This is a genomic window from Synechococcus sp. A18-25c (assembly GCF_014280035.1).
Lineage (GTDB): Bacteria > Cyanobacteriota > Cyanobacteriia > PCC-6307 > Cyanobiaceae > Synechococcus_C.
In genome coordinates this window covers 1,139,163-1,156,645 of the sequence record NZ_CP047957.1, presented here as the reverse complement: position 1 = coordinate 1,156,645, position 17,483 = coordinate 1,139,163, and the positions used below count along the sequence as shown (strand labels likewise).

At 57.4% G+C, this 17,483-nt stretch carries 23 protein-coding genes; 6 read left to right on the top strand and 17 right to left on the bottom strand.

The genetic code is table 11. The features are described 5' to 3' along the window. The first annotated feature begins 26 nt into the window (after positions 1 to 26). Genes SynA1825c_RS06435 through SynA1825c_RS06425 form a run of 3 tightly spaced genes read left to right on the top strand, consistent with a single transcriptional unit; the run spans position 27 to position 4,244 of the window. Complete coding sequence (locus SynA1825c_RS06435) at positions 27 to 1,574, top strand: site-specific DNA-methyltransferase (RefSeq protein WP_186470801.1); 1,548 nt, start codon at positions 27 to 29, stop codon at positions 1,572 to 1,574. Between the two features lie 3 nt (positions 1,575 to 1,577). Next, positions 1,578 to 3,395: a DEAD/DEAH box helicase family protein gene (locus tag SynA1825c_RS06430; RefSeq protein ID WP_186470800.1), complete on the top strand. Its 1,818-nt coding sequence runs from the start codon at positions 1,578 to 1,580 to the stop codon at positions 3,393 to 3,395. Positions 3,396 to 3,398: 3 nt separating this feature from the next. Beyond that, positions 3,399 to 4,244, top strand: coding sequence for a hypothetical protein (locus SynA1825c_RS06425; protein WP_186470799.1), 846 nt, complete (start codon positions 3,399 to 3,401; stop codon positions 4,242 to 4,244). Here the strand turns inward: SynA1825c_RS06425 and SynA1825c_RS06420 are convergent. Then, on the bottom strand, positions 4,241 to 5,002 hold the full coding sequence (locus SynA1825c_RS06420; protein ID WP_186470798.1) for a hypothetical protein: 762 nt from the start codon (positions 5,000 to 5,002) through the stop codon (positions 4,241 to 4,243). The genes SynA1825c_RS06425 and SynA1825c_RS06420 overlap by 4 nt on opposite strands. Positions 5,003 to 5,084: 82 nt before the next feature. Here SynA1825c_RS06420 and SynA1825c_RS06415 point away from each other — a divergent pair, with 82 nt between their 5' ends. Together SynA1825c_RS06415 and SynA1825c_RS06410 are read left to right on the top strand one after the other, a co-directional pair. Then, positions 5,085 to 5,291 (top strand): hypothetical protein, encoded by a 207-nt coding sequence (locus SynA1825c_RS06415; RefSeq protein WP_186470797.1) that lies wholly within the window; start codon positions 5,085 to 5,087, stop codon positions 5,289 to 5,291. Positions 5,292 to 5,598: 307 nt separating this feature from the next. Further along, complete coding sequence (locus SynA1825c_RS06410) at positions 5,599 to 6,330, top strand: Coq4 family protein (protein WP_186470796.1); 732 nt, start codon at positions 5,599 to 5,601, stop codon at positions 6,328 to 6,330. A gap of 25 nt (positions 6,331 to 6,355) precedes the next feature. Here SynA1825c_RS06410 and SynA1825c_RS06405 read toward each other — a convergent pair whose 3' ends face one another. From SynA1825c_RS06405 to SynA1825c_RS06345, 13 genes are all read right to left on the bottom strand, one after another. After that, positions 6,356 to 6,556, bottom strand: a complete 201-nt coding sequence (locus SynA1825c_RS06405; protein ID WP_186470795.1) for a hypothetical protein — start codon at positions 6,554 to 6,556, stop codon at positions 6,356 to 6,358. Between the two features lie 2 nt (positions 6,557 to 6,558). Further along, positions 6,559 to 6,789, bottom strand: coding sequence for a DUF2973 domain-containing protein (locus tag SynA1825c_RS06400; RefSeq protein WP_186470794.1), 231 nt, complete (start codon positions 6,787 to 6,789; stop codon positions 6,559 to 6,561). 203 nt (positions 6,790 to 6,992) lie between these two features. Next, complete coding sequence (locus SynA1825c_RS06395) at positions 6,993 to 7,226, bottom strand: Nif11-like leader peptide family natural product precursor (protein ID WP_186470793.1); 234 nt, start codon at positions 7,224 to 7,226, stop codon at positions 6,993 to 6,995. Between the two features lie 56 nt (positions 7,227 to 7,282). Then, positions 7,283 to 7,675: a DoxX family protein gene (locus tag SynA1825c_RS06390; protein WP_186470792.1), complete on the bottom strand. Its 393-nt coding sequence runs from the start codon at positions 7,673 to 7,675 to the stop codon at positions 7,283 to 7,285. Between the two features lie 38 nt (positions 7,676 to 7,713). Continuing rightward, the gene (locus SynA1825c_RS06385; RefSeq protein ID WP_186470791.1) at positions 7,714 to 9,363 is read right to left on the bottom strand and encodes an FAD-dependent oxidoreductase; all 1,650 of its coding nucleotides are present in this window, start codon (positions 9,361 to 9,363) and stop codon (positions 7,714 to 7,716) included. Between the two features lie 4 nt (positions 9,364 to 9,367). Continuing rightward, on the bottom strand, positions 9,368 to 10,150 hold the full coding sequence (locus SynA1825c_RS06380) for a DUF3050 domain-containing protein (RefSeq protein ID WP_186470790.1): 783 nt from the start codon (positions 10,148 to 10,150) through the stop codon (positions 9,368 to 9,370). A gap of 4 nt (positions 10,151 to 10,154) precedes the next feature. Next, positions 10,155 to 10,622 carry a nuclear transport factor 2 family protein gene (locus tag SynA1825c_RS06375; protein ID WP_186470789.1) on the bottom strand — a complete coding sequence of 156 codons (468 nt, stop codon included), beginning with the start codon at positions 10,620 to 10,622 and terminating at the stop codon, positions 10,155 to 10,157. A 27-nt stretch (positions 10,623 to 10,649) separates the two neighbouring features. Continuing rightward, the gene (locus tag SynA1825c_RS06370; protein ID WP_186470788.1) at positions 10,650 to 10,931 is read right to left on the bottom strand and encodes an MSMEG_0570 family nitrogen starvation response protein; all 282 of its coding nucleotides are present in this window, start codon (positions 10,929 to 10,931) and stop codon (positions 10,650 to 10,652) included. Positions 10,932 to 10,983: 52 nt separating this feature from the next. Beyond that, positions 10,984 to 11,961 (bottom strand): sll0787 family AIR synthase-like protein, encoded by a 978-nt coding sequence (locus tag SynA1825c_RS06365; RefSeq protein ID WP_186470787.1) that lies wholly within the window; start codon positions 11,959 to 11,961, stop codon positions 10,984 to 10,986. Further along, entirely contained in the window at positions 11,958 to 12,626 is a 669-nt protein-coding gene (locus tag SynA1825c_RS06360; protein ID WP_186471064.1) for an MSMEG_0567/Sll0786 family nitrogen starvation N-acetyltransferase, read from the bottom strand. Before SynA1825c_RS06360 ends, SynA1825c_RS06365 begins: the two co-directional genes overlap by 4 nt. 2 nt (positions 12,627 to 12,628) lie before the next feature. Continuing rightward, positions 12,629 to 13,717 (bottom strand): MSMEG_0568 family radical SAM protein, encoded by a 1,089-nt coding sequence (locus SynA1825c_RS06355; RefSeq protein WP_186470786.1) that lies wholly within the window; start codon positions 13,715 to 13,717, stop codon positions 12,629 to 12,631. Beyond that, positions 13,710 to 14,708 carry a Nit6803 family nitrilase gene (locus tag SynA1825c_RS06350; RefSeq protein ID WP_186470785.1) on the bottom strand — a complete coding sequence of 333 codons (999 nt, stop codon included), beginning with the start codon at positions 14,706 to 14,708 and terminating at the stop codon, positions 13,710 to 13,712. Before SynA1825c_RS06350 ends, SynA1825c_RS06355 begins: the two co-directional genes overlap by 8 nt. 22 nt (positions 14,709 to 14,730) lie before the next feature. After that, on the bottom strand, positions 14,731 to 15,213 hold the full coding sequence (locus SynA1825c_RS06345; RefSeq protein WP_186470784.1) for an MSMEG_0572/Sll0783 family nitrogen starvation response protein: 483 nt from the start codon (positions 15,211 to 15,213) through the stop codon (positions 14,731 to 14,733). Between the two features lie 180 nt (positions 15,214 to 15,393). On the opposite strand from SynA1825c_RS06345, the gene SynA1825c_RS06340 reads away from it, so the two are divergent. Next, positions 15,394 to 16,695 carry an MSMEG_0569 family flavin-dependent oxidoreductase gene (locus tag SynA1825c_RS06340; RefSeq protein WP_186470783.1) on the top strand — a complete coding sequence of 434 codons (1,302 nt, stop codon included), beginning with the start codon at positions 15,394 to 15,396 and terminating at the stop codon, positions 16,693 to 16,695. 59 nt (positions 16,696 to 16,754) lie between these two features. Here SynA1825c_RS06340 and SynA1825c_RS06335 read toward each other — a convergent pair whose 3' ends face one another. From SynA1825c_RS06335 to SynA1825c_RS13630, 3 genes are read right to left on the bottom strand one after another with little or no spacing between them, the layout of a single operon-like run. Then, positions 16,755 to 17,003, bottom strand: coding sequence for a hypothetical protein (locus tag SynA1825c_RS06335; RefSeq protein ID WP_186471256.1), 249 nt, complete (start codon positions 17,001 to 17,003; stop codon positions 16,755 to 16,757). Further along, the gene (locus tag SynA1825c_RS06330; protein WP_186470782.1) at positions 16,972 to 17,346 is read right to left on the bottom strand and encodes a hypothetical protein; all 375 of its coding nucleotides are present in this window, start codon (positions 17,344 to 17,346) and stop codon (positions 16,972 to 16,974) included. The genes SynA1825c_RS06335 and SynA1825c_RS06330 overlap by 32 nt, the downstream gene beginning before the upstream one ends. Before the next feature lie 3 nt (positions 17,347 to 17,349). After that, positions 17,350 to 17,481, bottom strand: a complete 132-nt coding sequence (locus tag SynA1825c_RS13630) for a hypothetical protein (RefSeq protein ID WP_255478473.1) — start codon at positions 17,479 to 17,481, stop codon at positions 17,350 to 17,352. Positions 17,482 to 17,483: the final 2 nt, after the last annotated feature.

The following is a 17,483-nucleotide window of genomic DNA, read 5'->3' as shown; positions in this document are numbered from 1 at the left end:
AGATGAATGCAAGCAGAAGCTTGCCAATGACAACCGCTACAGCAACAAAAAAAGCAACAACATTCGAACACGTCAATCGCCTTTGCTATGGCGATAATCTTGACACGCTCAGAACGCTACCGAGTGAAAGCGTTGATCTGATTTATTTGGATCCGCCTTATAACTCCAAGCGTGTTTATAACTGCAGCTTTGGCGCCAAAGCACAGGCCAAAGCATTTGATGACAACTGGTCATGGGGTCCAGAGCAGATCCGCTGGCTGAATGACATCAATGATCGAAACAAAAACGTTTGGTGTCTGCTGAACTGCTTGATGAAAACCTTCAAGCGCAATGATGGTTTGCCTGCCTATTTGGTAGCGATGACAGTACGTCTGATTGAGATGCATCGAGTCCTGAAAAGCACGGGCAGCATCTACCTGCATGTGGATCCGACGGCCAGTCATTACTTGAAGCTGGTGATGGATCAGATTTTTGGTGGTGGCAATTTCAAAAATGATATTGCGTGGTGCTACAGGGGAATGACACCAAAGGCAAGCTATTTTAACAAGAAGCACGACACTATTCTCTTTTTCACTAAATCAGACGAATACGTATGGAATCCTCAAAAAGGAGAGCCATCGGAGGGATCTCTCAGAACATACAAAAGCGCCATGAACCGAGGATACAACGCCAATAATGCACGTGGAATGGTGGTTGTATTTGATAGGGCTAAATATGAAGCTGCCGTTCGTGCTGGAAAAATTCCACAAGGGATGAGAGAAACTGATTTTGATGGTGGAAGACCTGCGCTAACTGACTGGTGGGATGACATCAAGATCCTTGGCGGGCCTGGAAACAAGGAAAGGACTGGATATCAGACACAAAAACCCCTAGCCCTTTTAGAGCGCATCATCAAAGCCAGTTCCAACGAAGGTGATGTCGTTCTTGACCCTTACATGGGTTCGGGCACCACCATCGAGGCAGCTGCAAAGCTTGGCCGTAACTGGATTGGTATGGATGTCACGCACCATGCAGTGGCATGCACAGCTGCAAGGCTTGCGGCCAATCTCGACTTAGAGGAAGACGACATTCCAGTGATTGGAGTGCCGTTCGATCTGGAGTCTGCACGTCATCTTCGTGATGCAGACCGGACGCAATACGACGCTTGGGCCATCCTCAATCTCAAGGCTGCACCCCATGAAGAAAAGAGTGGCCGCCTGATTGGTATTCGTGAATTCAAGGATTGGCGGGATAGTCGCACCGTTGATGGCACGGCCATTTATGTCACCTCAAACGATGAGCCGCCGTCAGTAACAGACGTGGATCGGCTGGAACGTCTGATGAAGCAGCACAAGGCAGACCTTGGATTTTTGGTTGCTTTCACGATGCCCGATGAGTTCACCCTCAAGCGAATCGAGCGGCTTGGGGAGGTACGCCAGAACAATGGCCGCCATGTGATCCCCAAGGTTCAAGTCATCACCGTTGAACAAATCGTTGAAGGCGGTGCATCGGCCACCAAGATCTTCGACGTCAGCCGCCAGCAACGACGCAAAAAGATTCTCTCGGGTGAATCGCAGATTGCCTTGGAGGTCTGATTGATGAATCGCCTCTTTGCTGGGCTGCAGCGTACGCAGCTCTACATCAAATCCAATGGCCGCTGCGCCATGTGTGGTTGCTTACTCAATCCAGCCAAGTGGGAAGCCGATCACATCCAGCCCTGGTCCAAAGGTGGACCCACAGAACAACTTAACGGACAAGCCCTTTGTATCCCTTGCCATCAATCCAAAATGACCACCCATCCAGTTGAACAGTATCTGCCTCAAAAAATTGAATTGCGGAAATGGCAGCAGGAATTTGCCCAGCGGTTCCTTGATTTTGCTGGAACCCAGGCGTTTCTCGAACCCAACGACAGGAAGGCGTTCATCCTCAATGCATTCCCAGGATCAGGGAAAACGATTGCTCAGTTGGCCGTTGCCAAGTATTTAATCTCTACCGGTCTGTGCGACTGGTTCACGGTCGTTGTTCCATCCGACAAGCTTCGTTCCGACTTCGTCCAGGTGGCTGAGATGTTCGGCCTGCGCCTCTACGGCGGAACGGCTCTCAACGTCAATTTCAATGTCCATCACGGCGTTGTCCTCACCTATCAACAGCTTTCATCCGAGACCCGCACCAGTCAGATCGCTGTTTGGACCAAGTCCCACCGCACGTTTGTCACCGCTGACGAGATCCACCACCTGTCAGACAAGAACAGCTGGGGGGAGAACTTCGAGCTGGCGTTTGAGGAGTCCACGGTTCGACTGCTGACGACGGGTACGCCCTTCAGGAGTGATCACTCCCGCATCCCCTGGTGCAGCTATGTCCGAATTTCAGAGCGCCTTGAAGAGCTGGATCTCAAGGGATCCCATGCCTATTCCTATGGCTACGACGATGCGCTTACCGATGGTGTCGTCCGTGAGGTCGACTTCCCCACCTGGAGTGGACGCGTCCAGTGGCGCGTTAGTTCACCCGATGGAACCACCACTGACTTCGATCACACCTTCGATGACGATCTAAAGGAGATTTATCCAGACCTCAGTGAAGGGGACGTCGAGAAGCTGATGAACCAGCGGAATCGCTTTGCCGTTGAAGCGGATACCCAGTACATCCGCGATCAAATCATTGCGGCAGATCGAACGCTTCAAAGCATTCGCCAAACGCACCCGTGGGCTGGTGGTCTCATCGTTTGTCAGGTGCGTGAGCATGCCGATGCTATGGGCCGCCTGGTTGAGGAGCTCACCGGCGAGAAGCCTGTGGTTGTGCACGGGGATGTGGAGGAAGCCAAAGACAAACTGCGCTGCTTCCAACAAGACACCACGCCCAGTCGTGAACGCTGGTTGATCACGGTTCAGATGGTCACCGAAGGCGTCGACATCAAGCACCTGCGTGTCTTGGTCTATGCCACGAACAAGACTGCTCCTCTGTTCTGGACCCAGGTCTTGGGTCGCATCCTTCGGCATGAACAGGAGGCGCCGCTGGATCAAACGGCTGTGTTCTATCAATACGGCGATGAACGGTTGCGGGAATACGCCAAGCGCATCCATGAGGCGATTCAGACGCATCGCCAACTCAAGGAGGAAAAGCAACCGCGTGACTCTTCAGAGCGCGGTGAGCACACCCCTGCAACCGTCGAGGGTCTGAGCGCCGAAGGCGAAGGCGATGTCCACATCTTTGGCGGTAAGGAGTATTCCGCTCAGGAGGTGGAAGCACTCACGGCTTATGCCAACTCTCTTGGCATTCACCCCGTCAAGCTCATTGCCCTATTGGAGGCAGCTGGAGACACCAATTTCTGGGATGCGGCCTACAAAGCCAAAGACCAAGCCGATCAAGCGAAGGGACAGGTGGGGAACCAATCCGTTGATGACTCCATGGCGAGCTGACCCATGAAAGACAACAACGAACAACTTTCCGCTGCCAAAGCGGAATGGCTGCAAACCCTTGATTACGACTGCCGCGTCAACACGATCAACTACTGGGCCCTGCGGGACCAACTCCGCTTTGGTCGCCTTGAAGGTCTGGCAGCGAAGCTCTACGGCTTCATCAAGGTGCGTGGCTGGCAGAAGCTTGGGGTTTTCTCTTCCGATGGCCTCAAACGAACCGTCGCGTCGTTCTCTTCCTTTGTGGATTGGTGTGGCGCGGACTTTTCGGATGGTGGTCTGAAGCTGGCCCCAGGGGAACTCTTCCGCATCCTCACCAACTCGATTGAGTTCGAGCAGTCCGCTGATGCCGCCAAAGCACTGGTGCAGATCCTTGACCCTGTAACGCTCGAAGCCTGTTCAGACAGCTTCAGCAAGATCACGGCAGGCCATGCCTGCACCTACGGCGAGCACTGGGAAGAAGTGGAGCAAGTGATTGAACAAGCCATTCACAACCCTTCTCTTCAGCTGGACCAGGAGGTTGATGGACCCGAGCCAACGAAGCCACGGCCCAATTCCATTCCCGCTGTTCTCGACAGGCTGCACCGCTATTCACTTAGCCCGAAGCTTTGTAACCAACGGGGTACGACTCAGGCAGCGGTGAAAGACGCCTACCAGCAACTGCTCGATGGGTTGGTTCGACCCACAACTGCGCTTCGAATTGCTGGTTTGCTGCCACCGAGCAAGACGGCATCGAAGTCGATCTATATGGTCAACGACCCAAAGGAGGCGGCAAAGCGGATCCTCAAGGTTGTTGGCCAGAACAATGCGGCGGAGATCGCGGAGCAACTGAAAACGCTCTTGGCCGCTTAGTGCTGAACGGCCCTGGCGCGATGCAGAGCTGGCTTTAAACCAGCCACCTGCTTCGCCGCTCGGCCATGGGCATGGATGCCGATATTGGCCTTCTTGCCATTGCACAGCAGGCAGCGCTCACACTGCACGCGGTTGTCCGTGAGCTGCGCCGGGCAGGTCTTAGCACCTTCGATTGGCAGGTCAGGGGCATAGACGCGGAAGGTTTTCCAGCCTTGGCTTTGCGCCATCTCCTCTTCGATTGCCGAATCCACCGACGCCATGAAGATGCCCTTGTAGTCGGCAGCAAACTCCTGGAACCACTGGTGGGTGTAACCGGTGTGGCCTTTGGCAAACATCAATAGGTTGGCCACCACCGTGATCGGCATGAAGGCTGGATCGCCATAGGCGCCAAAGCGCACGACTCGCCCTTGCACCGCTTCCTCATAGGAGCTGATCGGCGCATAGCCACCAGCTTTGTAAGTGCGCCAGATGTTCGCTGGCGCCTGGCCCACATTCACGTAACAGGTGCGTTTGGTGCCTGAACCGCGATGGGGGCACTGGCCGCAGATGGCGCTGTCTTGCCCTGTCTTCACCGCATCGAGGGGATGCAGATCCCGCGGCAAGATCCAGGTCTGCACCATGTCGCCGGTTTTACGGTTGCTCGAATGCAACGTGGCAATCGAGACGATCGGCTGGCCATCAAAGGGGCTCGGCCCTTCATGCAGCACATAACCCTTGGCCATCTCTGCACAAACAACTCCTGCTTTGCAGGTAGCCATGGCAATGGCTCGAGGCCCCAATCCACAGGAATCCCTCAACTGATGGAGGCATGCATCCGCACCACTCCCTCAACTGAGGGATGTGATTCTGCGTCCGCTTCAAGACAGTGGAGCCATGCCTGCTGACAACACACCTCCGATTCGCAAACGCTTGGCAACTGAAGCCCAGGGGATTGCGACTGATCCGATCAACCTTGCGATTGCCCGAGAGGTGTTGAGGCGAGTGCGTGAGGGGGAGTTGCCGGCCAAGGCAAATCTGCAGACAGGTCAGCCCAAGAACACCCCGTGACCAAGCTCACATCACCAGGTGAGTGGGATCACATGTTCAAGACGCCAACCGGGCCATCGTGAAAGCACGGTGAAGGACAAGAAAAAGACGTCATCACCGTTCCACCAGCGCCAGAGATATCCCGAAAGCCCCGCCCCTGTGGTGGGGCTTTCCACTGTTTAGCGATCAACAAGGCTGATCCACATCTGCTGCCGGCGCCGAGGCGCTGGCACTAGTGACTCAGCAAAGTCTCAGAAATAAATCACCCATTCGGGGGAGCAATTCTTCTGGGGTTCCAGCGACATTGATTGCAAAGCTTCATCGCCGGATGACCACAGCACAAAAGCATTTCGCGCGCTCATCATTTTCCAAGGGTGCCGCAAAGCTCGGGATATCAATTCTGCAGACAGCCAAGCAGCCTGAAAGAGTTTTTCAACACGGCCGGTATTTTGCAATTCCAGGCCAATCCCAACTGGAGAAAGACGTTTTTGAAAGAATCCTCGCCATCCCACAAGTTCAGGAACTCCTGGCCAATCGACCTTCACAACGATGGCCAGATCTTGAAGACATGGCCGCCATGCCCACAGGCAGCCTTGGATGGTGTGTGCATCGACGATTGGAGAAACTTGGGCTTTCTTTTTTAGTTGATCAATCGCAGATACAAGACTCCCAAACCGACAAAGAATTCGCGCTAACCAGATCTGGACGCCTGCATGAAATTCACCACACGATTCTTGGTCTTCCGATCACCGTGGCCGGTGAAGCTGCTGCGACCGCGTTTTATGCAAGCACTGGATCAAACCCCTCTCAAATCGGGATTCTTTCCTCATGGATGCTGCGGGGTGCCTACGAACCCAGTGAGCGCAGGTTGATCTGGGATGCAATCGGTTTTGGAATTGCAGTGGGCCAGGTGGTGCCTGAACTGTTCTCGCCACGCTGGGAAGAGGGCTGGGACAGGCCAATCACCGATTGGCAGGATGAATTGGGAATCAGCGAGGTCTTAAAAACGTCTCCATTCCAGGATGAATTTGCAACTGTCTATGGATTCAATCTGCAATGAACGAATCCCAACAAGACTGGGCGCTTCAGCTCCTCGCTTTGAGCAGCAGAACTGAGTTCATCCGTCTTTCTTCGTTGGAGAGGAAATCACCCCACATGCTGATCAGGAAGTTCAACGTTTTGAGGGCTCGAACCTGATCGGCAGAACCAGGCGCCGTGTATTTGAAGTCCATGAAGATCTTGTCAGCAACGTTCCGCTGCTCTTTGCAGCGCGAGTCGATCGTCATGGTCAACCCTCCGGGAACACAACACCTTCCTTGTGCGAAAAGCGCACGGCCCAGAGCTCCTCGTTGGTCATCACACCGTTCTCATCCAGCAATTCCGGGTGAACGGTTTTGAGCCCAGTGCGGTCGGTCGGCGCCTTAACAGCAGACGTCGACAGGCGCATCATCCGGAACGCTTGCAGCAGCAAACACGTGGCGACGGCGGCATAGGCAAGGGGGAAAAGACCTGACAGCACGGATCACCCAACCAAATATGAAGAAACGTTAACCACTGCTGTCGCCAACCGAGGGCGGTTGTCTGGGGTGAGTGGTCAAGACCGAACCAAAAGGGGCGGTTCTCCTGCTCCCCACCAGCAAGCATCCGCAGGAAGCTAATTCCGTCGAGTCATAGAGAGGAACCAAGCCTCTGGGGATGGGACCCCAGGGGCTTTTTTTTGGCTCAACCGTGCGTGTTGTTGTGCGTGGTCTTGCAACACATGTGAATCCCGCCACCCGTCACACCATCGAGCTCTTCATCGCTGAGTTCCGTGAATTTATCGATGCTGAACGCATGCCCATGATCTTTGGCGATGGCCACAACATGCTCCGCTGATTTCGCACCCTTGAGCTTCTCCTGAAGGCTGGTGTCGCCTTTCACCGTCTCCAGGAAAGCCTTCAGTTGCTCAAGAGACATGGGAGGGCTTCGCAACACCAGCCTGGTCATAGCAATGGTGGCGACTGACGCAGGCGTCAGCCCTTGGCACGCAGGTGGTTGAAGCTGGGCACCGCATTGCCGCAGGAGCGGGTGATCGCCAGGATCAGCGCTCCGATCAAGGCCAGGTTCATCACAAAGCCGCGGTCCACGGGGAAGGTGTGGAAGATCAGCGTGGTGGGCACCAGGAACACCAGCAACAGTGATGCACCCAGGATTGTGTTGCGCCCAAACACCAGCAGCACGGATCCGGCGATCAGCACCGCAATCGCAGACGCCAGCAGGACTGCAGCCAGCGGGGCCGGGATGCCCTTGGAGGCGATGAACGCAGCCGTTCCGGCAAAGTCGGTCAGTTTGGACGGCAGCGCATTCACAAACACCGCCGCCATCAACACACGGCCCAGGGCGTCAAACCATTTCGCAGCATTCATCCGATTAGCAGGCCCCAGGAGGCGTTGGAACGTCGAGGTCACGATGCCAACCAGGGCCAACGGATGCCAAAGCCCTCCAGCGGATCCATCACCACCTTGTTGAGGGCCCGGCCCAGCAGCACCTGCGGCTCATCGGCGCGGATGGGGATCACCGGATGCCGGCGGTTGCGGGCGGCAGCACCGCTCTGCGCGATCCCGCGCCGCAGCAACGAATTCGCTGCCTCCAGCCCGCACACGTAGGCCCGCTCCTGACAGAGGCCCTTGGCGCCGAATTCACGCGAGCCCATGCGCACCCAGTCGCCGGCACACACCACCGGCGCCAGTGAGGTTTCCAGCGGCGGACGCTGGTGGAAGCTTCCCGGCGAAAACAGCGACACTGAAGCGGGATATCGGCGCACCTCCTGATCCACCACGCGAGCAGCCTTGAAGGCCGGCACCGCCATTGGCAGCAGCTCCTGCATCAAACAGTCGACGATCGCCTGATCGCTCAACTCGGCGATGGCGGTGGCGTTGTAGAAATCGCTGGCGATCACTGAGCCTTGCACCGGCTGATCACCCCACAGCGCTGCTTGATCCCCCTGCTGCAGCTGGTCGAGCATGAAGAAGGTCGCACCCGAGCCGCGCAGGGCGCTGAAGCGCGAGAACACATTGGCGGGATCGGCAACCGGCACATAGCGATCCAGCCACAACCGCACCGACACCACATCGATTGCGTCCAGAGCACCCGCTGTCACCAGCTCCGGTGCTGCCGCCGCGCAGGCCGGTGAACCGGCCATCAGCGCCCGCATGCCCTTGGAGCCCACCGCGAGCACCACGGCATCCACAGCGTCGATCACGCCATCACGGCCTGTCGTCAGCGATCGCGTGCTCACCGACGCCAGCCTCTGGCCATCTGGCTCCAGATGCATGGCCGTGGCAAGCGTGCCGCCCATCACCTGCAGCTGATGCTGCCGTTGCAGCCGCTCACTCAAGGGTGCGATCAGCTGCTCAGCGATGCTCTTGGCCTTGATCCAACGCACATCGAAGGAGTCTTGATGGGCGAGGGCGTAGTAGTAGAGCAGCTCCATGGTCACTGCCGCCGACAGTTCCTCCGGCGGCTTAAACAAGCCCACCAGCAGGATTGGCCGCAGGAACTCATCGATCATCCGCTCACTGATCTTCAGCTGGCGGAACAGGGTCAGCGCATCCATCGCGTCGTAACGACGGAACACCGCGTCACTGCGATGGAGATCGAGCATCGCCACCAGCAAACCGGCGATGCTGAGCCGATCGGCCACCGGCAGTCGCTTGAAGTTGTCGATCGTGGCAAAGGCCTGCCCCAACGGGCTGGGCAGCTGCAGGCCATCACCGAACACCGGCGCTGTGGCCTCAAGCCCCTCGGGCGACCAGAAGGCACTGCTGGTGAAGTCGGTGAACACCTCCTTGAGACCGAGCTCCGCCGTGAGCGCATTGATATTGGGATAGTCCTTCCAGAAGCCGCGTGTGCCAGCCTCAAACGGTTTGCCACTGGATGTGGTCAACGGCGTGGTCCCGGTGGGATCGGCCATGCCATCCAGCAGGGTGACGCGCACCCCCGCCTCACAAAGGGCTTTGGCGGCACCCCAACCTGCCCAGCCAGCACCGATCACCACCGCATGAGATGACGCATGGGATGCCCCCGACGCATCGGGCTTGGCGCTCTCTGGCATCAGCTCATGCAGGCACAGACATGGCGTGAATCATGCCCGCCGAGCGATCCAGTGGAGAGCGCAGCCGAAGCTGGAGCGCGATTGCATCCCAGAACGCAGCACGATCGGAAAGCACCTGGCTGCGAACGATCTGCACCAACTCATGCGCGGCTGGGTCGTGTCCAGCCAGGGTGCGCACCATCGTTTCCGCCAAAGGCCCATGGCTGTCACCGTCGAGAACGATGTGGCGTTCGAGGTACCAGCGCAAGGTGGGGCAGGGCAGCTCCAACACGACCAAACGATCGAGCAGGTCACGAAACAGATCAGGCACCAACAGCTCTCGGCCATAGGCAAACGCCGCCGCCAGCGCATGCACTTCAGCAGAGGCGATCAATGCCTGGGTGGTGCGCAGGAAGCAAGCCGCCGGCGCTGGAATCCCCGGATGGTGCAGAGCAGCGGCGAGATCACCGCCCGAGGCCTGCTCGAGCACCGCATCGATCACCGCAGTGTCCGCGCCGATCTCCACCATCGCGCGTCTGTAGATCGCGAAATGCGAAAGAGGCAAGGGTCCACCGAGGCTTTCGGGCAGAACATCACATTCCTCTTCCGCCACCAGGCTGTTCACCAGACCTGCGATCTCGGGGTGGCTGGGCGGCACCCAGGGGAGACCAGATGGCGCCAGGTGCTGCTGCAAGGTCTTGAGCAGCAACATGAAATCCCACACCGCGAACACGTGGTGTTCCATGAACAGCCGCAGGTCTGCGATCGACATGATCGCCTCCGGCAGTGGATGACGGAATCGTTCCATCAACTCAGAGACCCAGCTCCGTCAAACCCGGAAAATCATCCGGCCGCGGGCCATCACCCCAGGTGAACAGGCGGTCGCTTTCGGCAATCGCAACGTCATTGATGCTGGCCTCACGCCGGCGCATCAAACCATTCTCGGCAAATTCCCAGTTTTCGTTGCCATGGGCCCTAAACCATTGCCCCTCCGTGTCGTGCCACTCGTACTGGAAGCGAACAGCAATCCGGTTGTCGCTGCAGGCCCAAACTTCTTTGATCAGTTTGTAGTCCAGCTCCTTGGCCCATTTGCGCTGCAGGAACGCCAGGATTTCGGCCCGTCCGTGGATGAACTCACTGCGATTTCTCCACACGCTGTCTTCGGTGTAAGCCAGTGAGACCTTGTCAGGATCCTTACTGTTCCAAGCATTTTCTGCCATGCGTGCTTTCTGGCTGGCTGTTTCCAGGGTGAACGGGGGAAAGGGGGGTTTTCCAGACATGAAAAAATAATCCGTGAAAAATGACAATCAGGTCTGCTGACCGGTGACACGAACCGTGTCATCGGAGCTGTAGCGAGCGACCCATTGGCGCAGCTGAGATTCTTCTTCGTCTGCGCGCGTACAGGCAAAACCATAACGAGCACGAACCCGTTCAGAAGCCGCACGGAGCCCTTGAACTCCGCGCTCTTCGAGCTCAGAAACCAACAGCGAATCGCCTGGACGAAAATAATCGAGAATCACCGTCGATGGCGAATACAACGTGCTGGATTGTCCGTCTGGCCACTCCAGTTGAAAGCGAACTTCAGGCATGGCTCAATGGTCAATTCAATGATCTTGCACGGCAAATTTGCCGGTGACTGTCTCATCGAACACAGCCAAAACCCGTCAGTGCATCAGTGCCATCCCAGAAATGATGGGTGTCACCTGAATGGTTCACAACCACGCTGCAATCACCCGAGGCAAAGTGTCCGATACGGCAGCAAATCAGCGTCGAATCTCGCGATGCCACTTGCGCCAAGTCGGCCGTGCGCGAGGGATCCACAGCCAATAGGTAGCCAAAGCTCGGGAAACAGGTCAGCCAGGCCTCGTCGTGGATGCCTTCAGGACGTTCCACGGCGTCGAGGTCGAGGATCAATTGATGACCACACGCCTCGGCAAACATCACGGCCGTGCCAGTGATGCCTCCCATGCTGATGTCTTTGGCGGCATGCACCAGCCGCTCAGCGGCGAGCAACGGCAGCAGAGCAAGCTGCGCACGAAGGCGCTCGGGCGGAGCATGGGTCGCAGCATCCCAAAAGGGGTAGTGGCGATAAAAGCCTCCGGCTTGATTCACCACCATCCACAGCTCATCACCGGGTCGTGCGGCGCGAGCAGACAAGACGGGGCCATCCGCCACACCCAGAACAGACACCGAAAGCGCCTGATAGGAGCTCTGCTGGTTGGAGTGGCCACCCACCATGGGGACGTCGAAGCGATCGCACGCGAATCGCATTCCCTCCATCAAGGCGCTGATGTCATCAGCACTGGTGCTCCAGACACTGTTCACTAGCGCCAGGGGACGGCCACCCATGGCCGCGATGTCACTGAGGTTGACCAAGACCCCACTCCAGCCGGCAAACCAAGGGTCCTCTTCAACCAGACCGGGATGCATCCCCTCACAGGCCAACAACAGTTGACCGTCCTGGGCGGGCAGCACAGCAGTGTCATCCCCCAGCATTCCGGCCAATCCCAGTTGCGGAAAGGGCTGGTGGCAAAACGTGTCAGCGGCCGAGCGAATATCGCGCTTCGCCAACAGGCCACTGGTCCTGCGCAAAGCTCTCACAAGGCCCACGTCATTCACGCCGCAGCTGACAGGTGATGGGAGGCGATCGGCCGTCGCTCACGTGAGGGCAGGTAGTAGCTGAGATCCGCTTCCATCAGATGGTGGCGAATTCCCCGGATCTCAAGCTCATTGATCGAGGACCAATGCAAGCGGCGGAAGAAGCGCACGTTCTGAATCTGCACCGTGGCCAGGAAACGATCACATCCCCAACCATTGGCAGTGGTCACAGCCTTCCAGATCAACCCCTTTCCGATCTGGTTATGGCGGCGGAAATCGGCATGCACTCCCAGGCGCCCGCCATACCAAAGTCGTGGTTCTGTCTCCACAATCCGCACCACACCCACCACATCGGTTTCAGAGCCATCCTCATGCTCGGGGTTTGAGCTGTGATGCAACGCCGCAATGGGGTAGGCGATGGCATCGAGCTCATCACGATCTGACTCTTCAAACACATGCTGCTCGCTGCAGAAGATGCCACGCCGCAACGACCAATAGCCCTGAGTCAACGACGAGTCAGCCCGCAGAAGATGAAAGGTGAACCGATCGGAACTCGCGGTGGGAGATAGTCGGAAGTCATCGGCGTCGATGCCGATGCCGCCGCGCACCGACGGCATGAACAGATGCGGTGCGGAACTGATGCTGCGGCCAATGCCGGTGCTGCTGGGATCAAGACAAGACACCATGACTACGGCACCTGCTCGAACAACGAGAGTGCGGAGCAAGCTCCGCATTTGGCACAACCGGCAGACATCTCATCGGATCGCAGATCCCCCGCTTTCAGCATCGCGGCAACACCCTGATACACATCGACCATGAAGGAGCTGTCGGGTGATGGATGGCTCTCCAGCGGTGTTCCGGAGATCGGTACGAAGGGCACCACAAAGGGGTAAACCCCGAGCTCAATCAAACGGCGGCTGCAGGTCAGCAAGGCCTCTTTGCTATCACCGAGGCCGGCCAACAAATACGTCGACACTTCACCCCGACCGAACACCGCAACGGCATCCGCAAAGGCCTCGTAATAGCGCTCAAGACTGAGCTCCGATTTTCCTGGAAGAATCCGACGCCGCACATCCGGCTCCACCACCTCCAAGTGCATGCCGAGGCTGTCGATTCCAGACTCCTTCATGCGCCGGTACCAGCGCGGATCCTCCGGCGGTTCACACTGACCCTGAATCGGGAGATTCACCCGCCGTTTAACCGCTTCAGCGGTTTCAGCCATCAGACGGGCGCCACGATCATCGCTGTTCGGGGTTCCGGTGGTCATCACCAGTTGCTTAACCCCATCCAGCCGAAAAGCAGCTTCCGCCACTTCCGCAACCTGCTCAGGAGTCTTGCGAACCAAGGCCCCATCCTCGATGGACTGTTCAATCGCGCAGAACTGACACGACTGGGATCGATCCCGGAAGCGAATGCAGGTCTGCAGCAACGTGGTCGCCAACACATCCTTGCTGTGCAGCAAGGCAATCGATCGATAGGGGATTCCATCGGCTGTGCTCAGCCCATAAAACGCTGGCTCCCGTGGAGTGGAGATCTGTGGAGAGCAGTCCTGCTCAGGTCCCTCAATCGCAAGAGCAGCGCCCGATGACGCCAATTTGTAAGGAGACGATGCGGAGGCATCGTTGTAAACGGGCACCATCACAGTGGTGCCATCAAGATTCAAGGCACGGTGATCGGAGGGACCCGCACCTCCCCGTCGTCCCGGGTTGCCCTGGACAGGATCAACCCGGACACCATGCACCTGCAGTTCAGTCACCAGGCGACCAAGCTCAGACATGATTCAGTGCCTCCATCGATGACAGGGCATCGGAAGCAGTAGCCGGCTCCAAAGGAACCGTTGATGTCGTCATGTCTTGAACGGGAACCGCAGGCGAGCTGTTGATCTGCAACGAGAGCAGTTCAGGGCGGCTGTAATGCCCGACGCTGTCCATCATCCGTTTGCGCTTGGTGATCAGTGCAAGATCCAGATCAGCGATCGCCAACCCCTCACCATCCGGCATGGGACCCGCCAGATAACGGCCTTCAGGACTGATCACTGCGGTGTGACACCCCCCTTGAAACGCCTTGTGCAGACCCGACTCGGACGTGATCGACGCATAGTCGTCGGGGTGCAACCACCCGGTGGAGCAGATCACGAAACACCCGGCTTCAAGCGCGTGATGGCGCATGGTCACGGCGGTCTGTTCTGTGAAGATTGGTCCCACCAGTGAACCGGGGAACTGCGCACAGTGGATCTCCTCTCCCTGGGCCATCAAGGCATAGCGGGCCAGGGGGTTGTAGTGCTCCCAACAGGCGAGCGCGCCGACACGGGCCAACGGCGTCTGCACAACCTTGAGGCCTGAGCCATCACCCTGACCCCAGACCATTCGCTCGTGATAGGTCGGCGTGATTTTTCGCCGCTTCAGAGCCAGTTCGCCGCAGCTGTTGAACAACAGCTGCGTGTTGTAAAGCGTTCCACCATCGCGCTCGTTGACGCCTAACAGAACTTGCATGCCGTACTGACGAGCAGCAGCGGCAACAGCATCGGTTACTGGGCCGGGAACAACCACGGCCTGGTCGTAGAGAGCCAGATGGGATCGCCCCATCAAAACCGGCGGCTCAACAAATGAAAAGTAGGGGTAGTAAGGAAGAAATGTTTCAGGGAAAACAATCAATTCCACCCCTTGGGCCGCGGCCTCAGCCATGGCATCCAGCACCTTTTGGAGCGATCCGTCCAGGCTGAAGAGGACGGGACGGATCTGCGCGGCAGCAACTTTGACGGTGGTCACAGTGGAGAGCCTCAGGAAGGAATCAAAGCGTCCAGGTGTCAAGAATGAAGGCGCCTTCCTTGCGGTGCATCAACACGATGTCGAGAACATCAAGAGGATTCACGGGCGTAATTCCAGGCATCAATGCTTTTTCACCATGGCCATACAAAGCCTGCAAGGCGAACCGACAGGCATACACTTTTCCGCCTTGATCCATGAACTTCTGGAGGCGTGCATTGAAGTTCAGATGACCATCAAATGCCGCATCACCCAGCTTGGGAAAACCGCGCATCACACCCAGCGTGACACCAGGTCCGTAGAGCAAAACCGACGTTTCGAAGCCTTTGTTGATCAGACGACTGGCTTGGAGCAGATTCACTAAGCCAATCGAGCCCTCAAACGCCACGGTGTGGAACGTGATTAGGGCTTTTTCTCCCGGCTCAGCTTTCACATCAGGGAAGACCTTTTCTTCGTAATCAACGAGAAAGTCGCCAGGCTGATTGGCGGGACGATCTACGGTAGGCATGTAAAGTTTTCATAAGCAACTTAATCGTGGCTGCATCGCCGTGATCTGCGATGTGCTTATTGCAACCAAAACGAGGACGTAAGTACGCCGCTCGGTTGGCGATTTAGTGCTTTTCACTACAGCGTTGTTTGTTTTCTGAGAAATGATGTTTTTAAAGCTGTCTTCAAGACATCGCTGCTAGTGGTTGCGCAACCTCAATTACCACCGCAGCGACGTTCAGCTGTTGTCATCGGTGCAGGCCAGGCGGGCCTTTCCGTTGCCTACGCATTGCAGCAGCAGGGAATCCGACCGCTGGTTCTCGAAAAGAATCGTGTGGCCTACGCCTGGGACCAACAGCGCTGGGATTCTTTTTGCCTGGTCACGCCGAATTGGCAATGCCGTTTGCCTGACTTCCCCTACAAAGGGGATGAGCCCGACGGCTTCATGGGTAAGGCGTCGATTGTGGAGTATCTGCAACGCTTCGCACAACATGTCAACGCTGACCTTCGCGAGGGCGTTGCCGTCTCACGGTTGCAACCGATCGTGAACGGATATCGGCTCGACACCAGCGAGGGAGTCATCGAAGCCGAACACGTCATCGTTGCCACCGGGGGTTATCACATTCCCCGACGCCATCCATGCGCCGAACGCATTTCAGCGGCTGTTCTTCAACTGGATGCACGGTCTTACCGCAATCCCACGTCACTCCCCGATGGTCCAGTGCTGGTTGTCGGCAATGGTCAATCCGGCAGTCAGATCGCTGAAGACCTCCACCTGGCAGGTCGTTCCGTGCACCTCAGTGTGGGACGTGCCCCACGTTCTCCGCGCCGTTATCGCGGCAAAGACGTTGTGGATTGGCTGGATCGGATGGGCTACTACGCCATGCCGATCAGCGATCACACGGATCCACGCTCGGTGCGAGCAAAGACCAACCACTACCTCACAGGCCGAGATGGTGGGCGTGAGATTGATCTGCGTCGACGAGCCAAGGAAGGCATGCGCCTGCATGGCCGGCTCTCGACCATCTCCAGCGAACACATTGGTTTCGCTGGTGACCTGGCCACCAACCTCGATCAAGCCGATGCGGTGTATTGCCGCATCCGCACCAGCATTGACAGCTGGATCGAACAGGAAGGAATTGATGCACCAGTCGAACCGCCCTATTCCCCCTGTTGGCAGCCCCCTCCGATCGATGATCCCGGCATTGACCTGACCTCAGAGCCCCTTGCCGCGGTGATCTGGTGCACGGGTTACCGAAGCGACTTCAGCTGGATTGAGGCGCCCGTTTTCGATGGGAGTGGATTGCCGGCCCATGATCGCGGCGTCACCCAAAGCGCTGGTCTTTATTTCATCGGCTTGCCTTGGCTGCACACCTGGGGGTCCGGGCGGTTTTGCGGCGTTAGCGACGATGCGCGTTATCTCGCCCAAGTAATCAATCTGCGATTGCAACGTCGTGATGCCTGCCAAGAACGCCTGGAATGCACGGCAATCTTGGGGTCTTAAGAGAGAACGCAAAAACTCTGGAAGTGGAACGAGCCTGAGCGCTCGCACCACCCGATCCATCAATCCACCAGAAATTCACTGCGCAGCGCGCGGGCATCTTGAATGCGCTGTTCCAAAGCCAGCTGCCGCAGCCGGCGCTGCAACCAAGTCTTCAGCCGAGTGGACGCCACCGATTTGTTGAGGAGAGCGTCAGACGGCTCCGGATCACCGAAGGGAATGGTCATCGATCCACGCCGGTGCTTAACCCTAGGCAGAGGATCCGGTTGGGTGATGGGATCAAGCGTGGGCATCCAGACGGCGACGGGCATCCGCCTGCGTGCGGTGGAGGGCAGCGCGCACAGGCAGAAGACAGGCGAGCACATTGACCAGGATCAACACCAGTCCCACAGCACTTTGAATCCAGATATTCAGCTTCTCGGCGTCTGACAGCCCTCCAAAGACCAATGAATCAGGGTTACAAGGAAACAACTCAACAGCCATGAAGGACAAGCCAGTCGAGATCAGCAGCACGACCAATCGCGCGACGACATCCCATAGCAACGGTGTGAATGTGCGACGGGTGATGGCGTAATAGATGCCAGCAAAAGGCAGGAGCGCATGAGCGACCGACCGGGGCCAGACACGATCGTGAAGGCGACGCACCAGAGCCATCTGTCAGCTGGATTGCTGCGGTGGCCCTGCGAATCGTTGCTGCAAGGCACGGTGATCCGCGCGAATGGAGGGGATTGATTCAACGACGATGCCCAGCACAAGCAGGGTCAGTCCCAATTGGAGGATCGGATCCAACC

Coding starts and splice junctions, on each gene's coding strand:
- SynA1825c_RS06380 (WP_186470790.1), bottom strand. CDS start 10,150: ATGGAACGATTCCGTCATCCACTGCCGGAGGCGATCATGTCGATCGCA.
- SynA1825c_RS06370 (WP_186470788.1), bottom strand. CDS start 10,931: ATGCCTGAAGTTCGCTTTCAACTGGAGTGGCCAGACGGACAATCCAGC.
- SynA1825c_RS06410 (WP_186470796.1), top strand. CDS start 5,599: ATGACCACAGCACAAAAGCATTTCGCGCGCTCATCATTTTCCAAGGGT.
- SynA1825c_RS06375 (WP_186470789.1), bottom strand. CDS start 10,622: ATGTCTGGAAAACCCCCCTTTCCCCCGTTCACCCTGGAAACAGCCAGC.
- SynA1825c_RS06420 (WP_186470798.1), bottom strand. CDS start 5,002: ATGGCTACCTGCAAAGCAGGAGTTGTTTGTGCAGAGATGGCCAAGGGT.
- SynA1825c_RS06360 (WP_186471064.1), bottom strand. CDS start 12,626: ATGGTGTCTTGTCTTGATCCCAGCAGCACCGGCATTGGCCGCAGCATC.
- SynA1825c_RS06425 (WP_186470799.1), top strand. CDS start 3,399: ATGAAAGACAACAACGAACAACTTTCCGCTGCCAAAGCGGAATGGCTG.
- SynA1825c_RS06335 (WP_186471256.1), bottom strand. CDS start 17,003: ATGCCCGTCGCCGTCTGGATGCCCACGCTTGATCCCATCACCCAACCG.
- SynA1825c_RS06390 (WP_186470792.1), bottom strand. CDS start 7,675: ATGAATGCTGCGAAATGGTTTGACGCCCTGGGCCGTGTGTTGATGGCG.
- SynA1825c_RS06355 (WP_186470786.1), bottom strand. CDS start 13,717: ATGTCTGAGCTTGGTCGCCTGGTGACTGAACTGCAGGTGCATGGTGTC.
- SynA1825c_RS06435 (WP_186470801.1), top strand. CDS start 27: ATGACAACCGCTACAGCAACAAAAAAAGCAACAACATTCGAACACGTC.
- SynA1825c_RS06330 (WP_186470782.1), bottom strand. CDS start 17,346: ATGGCTCTGGTGCGTCGCCTTCACGATCGTGTCTGGCCCCGGTCGGTC.
- SynA1825c_RS06405 (WP_186470795.1), bottom strand. CDS start 6,556: ATGACGATCGACTCGCGCTGCAAAGAGCAGCGGAACGTTGCTGACAAG.
- SynA1825c_RS06385 (WP_186470791.1), bottom strand. CDS start 9,363: ATGCCAGAGAGCGCCAAGCCCGATGCGTCGGGGGCATCCCATGCGTCA.
- SynA1825c_RS06430 (WP_186470800.1), top strand. CDS start 1,578: ATGAATCGCCTCTTTGCTGGGCTGCAGCGTACGCAGCTCTACATCAAA.
- SynA1825c_RS06395 (WP_186470793.1), bottom strand. CDS start 7,226: ATGTCTCTTGAGCAACTGAAGGCTTTCCTGGAGACGGTGAAAGGCGAC.
- SynA1825c_RS06345 (WP_186470784.1), bottom strand. CDS start 15,213: ATGCCTACCGTAGATCGTCCCGCCAATCAGCCTGGCGACTTTCTCGTT.